The sequence below is a fragment of the Thermogemmatispora sp. genome (assembly GCF_042408735.1).
GTDB lineage: Bacteria > Chloroflexota > Ktedonobacteria > Ktedonobacterales > Ktedonobacteraceae > Thermogemmatispora.
Genome location: NZ_JBHOQV010000054.1, coordinates 80500 through 88463 on the forward strand (window position 1 = coordinate 80500; position 7964 = coordinate 88463).

Annotated in this window: 5 protein-coding genes; 3 read left to right on the forward strand and 2 right to left on the reverse strand. The window is 61.6% G+C overall.

Translation table 11 applies throughout. The annotated features are described in order from the left end of the window. The first annotated feature begins 268 nt into the window (after nt 1-268). The 3 genes from uvrB to ACFMO7_RS03910 all read left to right on the forward strand — a co-directional run bounded on the left by uvrB (nt 269) and on the right by ACFMO7_RS03910 (nt 5482). On the forward strand, nt 269-2266 hold the full coding sequence (uvrB, locus tag ACFMO7_RS03900; RefSeq protein WP_376794222.1) for an excinuclease ABC subunit UvrB: 1998 nt from the start codon (nt 269-271) through the stop codon (nt 2264-2266). Between the two features lie 1622 nt (nt 2267-3888). After that, a complete protein-coding gene (locus tag ACFMO7_RS03905) occupies nt 3889-4350 on the forward strand; it encodes an S-adenosylmethionine decarboxylase family protein (protein ID WP_052888806.1) in 462 nt (153 codons plus the stop codon). Nucleotides 4351-4660: 310 nt separating this feature from the next. Further along, nucleotides 4661-5482 carry an alpha/beta hydrolase family protein gene (locus ACFMO7_RS03910; protein WP_376794223.1) on the forward strand — a complete coding sequence of 274 codons (822 nt, stop codon included), beginning with the start codon at nt 4661-4663 and terminating at the stop codon, nt 5480-5482. A 176-nt stretch (nt 5483-5658) separates the two neighbouring features. Here ACFMO7_RS03910 and ACFMO7_RS03915 read toward each other — a convergent pair whose 3' ends face one another. Next, complete coding sequence (locus ACFMO7_RS03915) at nt 5659-6417, reverse strand: hypothetical protein (RefSeq protein ID WP_376794224.1); 759 nt, start codon at nt 6415-6417, stop codon at nt 5659-5661. A 412-nt stretch (nt 6418-6829) separates the two neighbouring features. Further along, on the reverse strand, nt 6830-7964 hold a 1135-nt coding region (locus ACFMO7_RS03920), incomplete at its 5' end, for a LacI family DNA-binding transcriptional regulator (RefSeq protein ID WP_376794225.1).

Sequence of the window (7964 nt, forward strand, 5' to 3'; positions counted from 1 at the left end):
TGACGGAAGTTATCTAAATTCGTTCTTTCTCCCCCAAACTCCCAGCCTCAGCCTGTCTTCCCGCCGGGCGGGGTAGTGGGCGCCAGTCCAGTCGGTCAGGCCACGGCCGGACCAAAGAAAGGGTCGCGACTGGCGGAAGAAGATGGTATAATGGTGAGGACTTTTGGAGACTCGGCCCTTAGTCCAGGCCGGAGAAGCGAACGGCCATCGAGCAAGAAAGATAGATCGATAGACGCAAGCGCTCAGAGATGCAAGGGGGTCAAAACCTGTGCCGGAGTTCAAAGTAGAGGCGCCATTTGCCCCAACCGGTGATCAACCGCAGGCCATAGCGGCCCTCGTGGAGGGCCTTAAAAAAGGCTATCGCATGCAGACGCTGCTGGGAGTCACCGGCAGCGGCAAGACCTATACGATCGCCAAGGTCGTCGAGCAGGTGCAGCGACCGACCCTGGTGCTGGCCCCCAATAAGACCTTAGCGGCACAGCTCTACAGCGAATTCAAAGAGTTCTTTCCGAATAACGCGGTCGAATACTTTGTCTCCTACTACGACTATTATCAGCCCGAGGCCTACATTCCGCGCACTGACACCTATGTTGAGAAAGAGAGCCTCCTCAACGAAGAGATAGAGAAGCTGCGCCTCTCGGCGACGCGCAGCCTCTTTGAGCGACGCGATGTCCTAATTGTGGCCTCCGTCTCCTGCATTTACGGCCTGGGCAGCCCCGAAGAATACGGGGAAGTGGTGCTGACGCTGCGCGTCGGTGAGGAGCGACGACGCGATAAGATCTTGCGTCACCTCACCGAGATTCAGTATGAGCGAAACGACACGAACTTCACTCGTGGGCGCTTTCGGGTGCGTGGCGATGTCCTGGAGATCTTTCCCGCCTATGAGGACGTGGCGGTGCGGATCGAATTCTTTGGCGACGAGATTGAGCGCATGACCGAGATCGATCCGCTGACGGGAGAGGTACTTGGAAGGCGGCAGCGACTGGACATCTATCCGGCCAAGCACTGGGTCACCACGCGCGAGCGCCTCAACCGTGCTATTGAGTCGATTCAGGCCGAGCTGCAAGAGCGTCTGGCCGAGCTGGAGGCCCAGGGCAAGCTGCTGGAGGCGGCTCGCCTGAAGCAGCGGACCAACTTCGACATCGAAATGCTGCGCGAGACCGGCATCTGCTCGGGGATTGAAAACTACTCGCGGCACCTGGCGGGACGCGCGCCCGGAGAGCCGCCCTGGACGTTGCTCGATTACATGCCTGATGACTTCCTGCTGGTAGTTGATGAATCCCATATTGCCCTGCCTCAGGTGCGCGGCATGTACGAAGGGGACCGCTCGCGCAAGCAGGTGCTGGTGGATTATGGCTTCCGCCTGCCCTCGGCGCTCGATAATCGCCCACTGACCTTTGCCGAGTTCGAGCGCCAGATCAACCAGGCGATCTTTGTATCGGCTACCCCGGGTCCCTACGAGTACGAGCACAGCGAAGCGATCGTTGAGCAGATCATTCGCCCGACGGGCCTGGTCGACCCTGAAATTTTTGTGCGCCCCACGCAGGGCCAGATCGATGATCTAGTAGGGGAGATCCGCCGGCGAGTTGAGAAGGGGCAGCGCGTCCTGGTCACTACGCTCACCAAGAAGATGGCCGAGGACCTGGCCGACTATCTGCAGGAGCTGAACATCAAGGTCCATTACCTGCACTCGGAGATCGATACGATCGAGCGCGTCGACATCCTGCGCGATCTGCGCCTGGGAGTCTACGACGTGGTGGTGGGCATCAATCTCCTGCGCGAGGGCCTGGATCTGCCGGAGGTCTCGCTGGTGGCCATCCTGGATGCCGATAAGGAGGGTTTCCTGCGCTCCGAAGGCTCCCTTATTCAGATGATCGGGCGGGCCGCCCGCCATGTCGAGGGAACCGTCATTATGTACGCCGATACGATTACCGGCTCCATGCGGCGAGCCATCGATGAAACCAACCGCCGCCGTCGCCTGCAACTAGCCTACAACGAGCAGCACGGGATCACTCCGCGTGGCATCAAGAAAGGCGTGAAAACCCTTTCCGAGCGCATCAAGGCCATGAGCGGATCGGAGACGGAAGAGCATCGGCGAGAGCAAGGCGCAGCGGTAGCCCTGGCTGGCATCCCAAAGGAGGAGGCCCTGCGCCTGATCAAAAATCTGGAAGCCCAGATGCGTGCCGCCGCCAAGCAACTGGAGTTTGAAAAGGCCGCAGAGCTACGCGATCAGATCATCGAGATCCGGCGCGCCATGATCGAATAAAGGGGCCAGCCTGGCCGAGAGCGGACCGGGCTGCCTTCCGTTGACCTTTGTCGGGCACGGCGCCCACAGGCCCAAAAGAGCGAGTCATTTGCATCTATGCTGGCTTGAGGAAAGCCAACCCTGCCGGAGTCCGGCGCCATTACCGAGCTGACCAGGAAGGAAAGGATTGGCAATACTGTCACTATGGCCCAGCAGCAGAGTCAACACCGTCGACAGCGGAGACAAGGCGAGCAGCGCGAGACAGCAACCAAGGAAGCCGGACAGTCTGAGCAATCCGAGCAGTCAGAAGAACGTCTCTTCCGCGATCAACCGCGTGGCCTCTGCCTGCCTCCTTGTGGGCAGCAAGGCGAGGCGGGCCGGGCGATGGCCAGTGGCCATCACCTCTTTAAACCTGATTATCCTGGTGCGTGCTGGCAGGAGGCAGCACGTTTCTTTATGGCAAGCGCACCGTATGGCTCTCTCGAGTCTCGCGCCCCCCATGGAAGCGGTGACCTCTCTAGTCACGGCGCGCCGCCCCAGCCACTGGAGGCTGAAGCGCAGGGAGAAGGGTGCGACCGCGACCTCGAGGTTCGAGAGTGTTCAGCTCAAGATGCCTTGCTTCTGGGGCAGCAGGCTCTCGACCAGACAAAGCTTGCCTCAGGGGCGGCCTTGAGCATGAGCAGGTGCCGGTGGGGCCAGAGGCGTGTGGCCTTAAGGAAAAGGCCGCTGGTGCCCAAACTCCTGATCTCTGGCGACGAGGCTGCGGCCGGTTTCCCCCTGGTACAGAAGCCGAAGCTCAGGCTGGCTCCTCTGGATGGTCTGAGGGCTGGCAGGTGGGGCCTGAAGAGCGAACCTCTCGCGGCCGGAATAACTCCCTGGAGCCTTGTCAAGCCTGGGCGTGAGCGAAGCTCAGGCATCACGGCCAATGGCGTCCACCCGACAAAGACGCTCCCCTTACTGGCTGCCGGGAGATCGATCTCCAGCAAGACCTGGTTTCCTTCCCGCAAGCGTCTCCACACCAACTGGGGCGCTGCGTGGTTAGCAGGAGCAAAGCGGCTCTCGCGTCGCCTGGCTTGCTGAGTTGAGCGCTGGGGAGTGGTGGCTTTGGGTTTTCTGCGCCCGGCTGGGCTTCTGCCATCTAGCGCCCGCCATTTCTCCCCATATTGCTGAGCCGCTCTCTTCCCTCTTGCCTGTGGGCAGCACCTTCGCTCGCGCCTGCCCACCTGTGCCGGCCGATGAGCTGGTTCCGAGCCAGACGGAGGCCTGGCGGGTCTGGTTGGCTGGCTGGTAGGTGGAGAAGCACTTAAGCTCAGCAGGAGCGATACTGTAACGCTAACACTCGATTACTCGTTCAAACGAGGAGGCAGGCCAATGAGGTGGCTCCCCATAGTAGTCATTCGGGAGCTGAGTGCATTCCTGGTTCAACGCCGGCTCTGATCCTTTCTCCCGGCGAGAGGGCCAGCGGGCCTGGCGCTGACGGCAGCCAGCTCGTGGTTCCATTGACCTGCTACCGTATAATATCACCTGTGCTCAAAACGGCACTTGAATTGATTGCAGCGAGTCGCTAACCTGGCAGTCCGGGCCGAGTAAGGGTGAAGACTCGCAGATTTCATACTTTTGACGTCTACAGGAGGAGTAGCCCGATGCTTGTGCATTTAATGCTGGAGTTGTACGGCTGCAAACGGGAACTCTTGACCAGTGAGCCGCTGCTCAGGCGTGTGCTGGACGAATTCCCGGCACGGGTGGGGATGGAGAAGGTGAGTCCGGTGCATCTCTACGACATCGAGACGCCGAATCCGCTCGACTCCGGCATGTCCGGCTTTGTGATCATCGCCCAGAGCCATATTAGCCTGCACGCCTGGCCCGAGTACGGCGAGGTAGATATAGATATCTGCTCCTGCAAGGAATTCAGCCAGGAGGACGCCATTGCTTATGCCAAAGAGATGTTCCAGACCGAGGACGTCGAGGCCCATTTTGTAGTTCGCGCCACGCGCTCGCTGCGCCCGGATACGCCCGATCCTGTGCGCTATGCCGAAGCGATGGCGGCCCGTCGTGCCAGGCAGGCGGCCCGGGACGAATCCAGACTGACGACGGAGGTGTCCTAAAGGCAAGGACAAGAGGCCGAGGAGCGGCTTCGCGGCCTTCCACAGCCACGGTCGTCCAGGCATTCATCCCGGCTGAGGAGCTATCTGCGACGAGATAGCTCCTCATTTCTTTGCTGGAGGCTCGTAGTCGAAAGAACGGCGGCCGGGAGCCAGCGTGGAACTGTAAAGGGCTGGACCCTTGGGGCGACCTCGGCCAGGCTGGGCTGGGCCGGGCTGGAGCGGCTTGTCTGGAGGCTGGCCTGTCTGTTATCCTGAGAGCGGGCGGTCTCTTGCCGAGGCGGCCTCATCTTGCGAGCAGGAGAAAGCAGCCATGAGTAGTGCCGAGCGATCCGCTGCTGGAGCGGGGACCATACGTCTGAGCTATGGCCCACAGCCCCTCCACTTTGGCGAACTGCGTCTGCCCTCGTCGCCGGGACCTCACCCTGTAGCGGTGCTGATCCACGGTGGCTTCTGGCGCAATCCGTACGATCTCTCGCTCATGAGTGGGCTGGCGAACGACCTGACAGCGCATGGCCTGGCCACCTGGAATATCGAGTACCGGCGCCTGGGCGATGAAGGAGGGGGCTGGCCAGGGACTCTGCAGGATGTGGCCCTGGCCATCGATGCTCTTCGCCAGCTCGCTGGAAGCTATCCACTCGACCTCGAGCGGCTGATTACCGTCGGCCATTCTGCTGGGGGAGAGCTGGCTCTCTGGCTGGCAGCCAGGCCCCTTCTCGCGCGCCAGGCCAACGGTCAAGAGCGCTGGCTGCTCGCTGGCGAGAGCGCCTTGGCCGTGAGTGGGGCGGTCAGCTTAGCGGGCGTAGTCGATCTAGAGGCCGGCTGGCGGCGTCATCTGGGACGCGACGCCGTGGCCGAGCTGCTAGGCGGAAGCCCTGAGGAAGTGCCCGAGCGCTATCGCCTGGCCTCGCCAGCGGCTCTGCTTCCGCTCGGCATCCCCCAGGTCCTGATTCATGGAACGGCTGATGATCGCGTCCCCCTGGAGATCAGCCGCGACTACGCGGACCGGGCGCGGGCGGCGGGAGATCAGCTTACGCTCCTGGAGCTGGCCGGCGTTGATCACTTTGCCCTCATTGACCCAGGCTCGGCAGCCTGGCGCGTGGCCCGTGAGCTGGTGCTGACCCTGGCTCACTAGGGCTTGGAAAGCTGGCCCGTCCGCTCCGCTCTGGCCATACGAGCCGGCGGGCGCAGGCAGGCGCGATCAGAGCAGAAGAAAAAGGAGATAGCGGAGGCCGCGGCCAGCCAGTCGCACCCAGTTTCCGAGAGGGAAGGTGGCCTGTGGCCCAGGCTGTTCACAGTCAGCCTGCCCGGCTAAGACGAGGTACGTTTAGCCCATAGGCCGGTCTGCGAGACAAAGACATCGTAGCTGCCATCAGCCGGATTGAAGACGGCATTGCCGTAGGAGGCCTCCACAAAATTCGAGAGCCAGCTACCGCGCTGATTGCGCATAGTCTGGAAAAAGTTGTCATCGCCCCCGTTCAGGACCACGACGGTGTGCTTGGCATTCGCCTCCAGGTTAGGATCGTCGAAGCGTCCTTCCAGGCGCGTCAGCTTATAGCCCGAGTGGAGGCCCAGAACATTCAGCCAGGAGGGATACTTAATGATATCTCCCTGGAGCATCCACTCGTCGCCGGCCACGATATAGAAGTTATCCGAGAGCTGGCTGCCGTCCTGGCCGTACAGGATTAGCTCGACGTTCATCGTGTGGGGCATGTTGCTGACCGGATGGGCGCGGACCTGGGCCACCTTGATATCGCCAGTCAGCCCGATATAGGTCTGCATGAGCGAGGTCAGCCAGAGCAAGAGGATGGCGAACAGCAACAGGGCCAGCCCGCCCAGACCATGACCCACGCGGTAGCGCCGCCGGTAGCGGAAGAAGCGCCGATGGGGCTGATCATACCAGCCGTGCTCCCAGGCTTCTTTCTCGCTGCGGTAAGGGTGCTTCTGACGGTAATAGACCTTCTCGCCTCGGACTATGCCCAGAATGGCATAGATAAGCAGGGTCAGGCCAAGGGCTGCGATAGCAAAGAGCAAAAGCTGCTGCCAGCCGAAGACAAACGGTGTATTCATCGGGCCTTCCTTATCGTTGCTCCTCCCCGGTATGGCGGGAAGGTTACTTCCCTTCTGCCGATGGAAAACGCTTCTCTATCAGAAAACACGTCCTGCCGGGGGTTTGGGGTTCTCTTCGAGAAGAATCTTACCGGGCACGGTCGGGGGGGTCAAGAGACAGCAGATCGAGAAAAAGGACGGCCAGGAGAGGCGTGACCGGTGCTCAAGACGGGAAAAGAGAGACCATGCCTCGCCTGAAGCTTGAGCTATCGGCGGGCAGAGGAGTGACCTGGCCCGGTCAGCTCCCCCTGCGGGCAAGGGCTTTCTCGCTCACTCAGTCACTCGTGCGATCCGCAGCGAGCAATAACGCGAAGAGCCAACGCGGGCCAGGCAGACCATCAGGCCGGCATGCGCGCGCGAACGGGCGGACGGGCTAGACTTCGGGGAGCAGCGCGGAGGGATGGCGCTGCAGAGCGCCGCACGACTCGCGAATCACAAGGCTGGTGGGCAGGACAAGGTGCGGCACCTCGCGCGGCGGCTCCTCGGCAGTTGGAGGGACACTCTGGCGCCGGCGACGCGGCATCTGCTCCTGCTCGATCATCTCCAAAAGCAGCTTGATGGCCTGCTCGCCCATAGCGTGCACCGGCTGGCGGACCGTGGTTAGCGCGGGTCGCAGATGGGCAGAGGCCGGATTGTCGTCGAAGCCGACCAGCGCCAGGTCCTGGGGGATACGCAGACCGAGCGTTTCGGCGGCAGCAATCACGCCATAAGCCATGTAGTCACTGGCGGCAAAGATCGCCGTTGGACGCTCGCCGGCAGGTCGTGAAAGAAGGTCCAGGGCACAGCGTTGGCCGCCAGCGGGCATGAAGTCACCCTCCAGAACAAGAGCGGGGTCGACTTCCAGGCCGGCTTCCTGAAGGGCATCACAGTAGCCCTGGTAGCGCTCATGGGAGACACAGTACTTGAGCGGTCCCTGAATATGAGCGATACGTCGATGTCCAAGCTCTATCAGGTGGCGCGTGGCTTCGTAGGCGCCGCGCCGATTATCGGCTCCGATCCAGGGAATACCCTCCGGCGGCGGGCTTTGGTCGTCGATAAGCACTACCGGAAAGCCCTGACGGCGCAGCCGCGTCAGATGCTGACTGGACTGACCAGGGAAGACGGCCAGCAGGCCGGCGGTCAGGCGCGTGGCCAGAATCCGGTCGATGATCTTGCCGCAGTCGCGCTCGTGATTCGTGCTGCTAATGCTGTAGAGCACCATCTCGTAAGAGGTGCTCTCTACCACGGATGCCACGCTCAGAAGCAGTTCGGGGATCAATGGCCAGGTCAGGGCCGGCACTAGCACGCTGATCAGAGGGTTACGCCCAGCGGCCAGCCCGGCAGCGGTAATACTGGGAACAAAACCTTGCTCCTCAACAATGCGTAGTATGCGCTCGCGCGTCGCCGGGTCGACATCCGGCTTGTTATGGAGGACACGCGAGACGGTGGTCGTGGAGACCTTCGCCAGGCGTGCAATATCGAGTATCGTGACTTTGTGGGCCATAGGTGTTTGCTTTTCGCCTCCGCTG

Coding starts and splice junctions, on each gene's coding strand:
- ACFMO7_RS03905 (WP_052888806.1), top strand. CDS start 3,889: ATGCTTGTGCATTTAATGCTGGAGTTGTACGGCTGCAAACGGGAACTC.
- ACFMO7_RS03910 (WP_376794223.1), top strand. CDS start 4,661: ATGAGTAGTGCCGAGCGATCCGCTGCTGGAGCGGGGACCATACGTCTG.
- ACFMO7_RS03915 (WP_376794224.1), bottom strand. CDS start 6,417: ATGAATACACCGTTTGTCTTCGGCTGGCAGCAGCTTTTGCTCTTTGCT.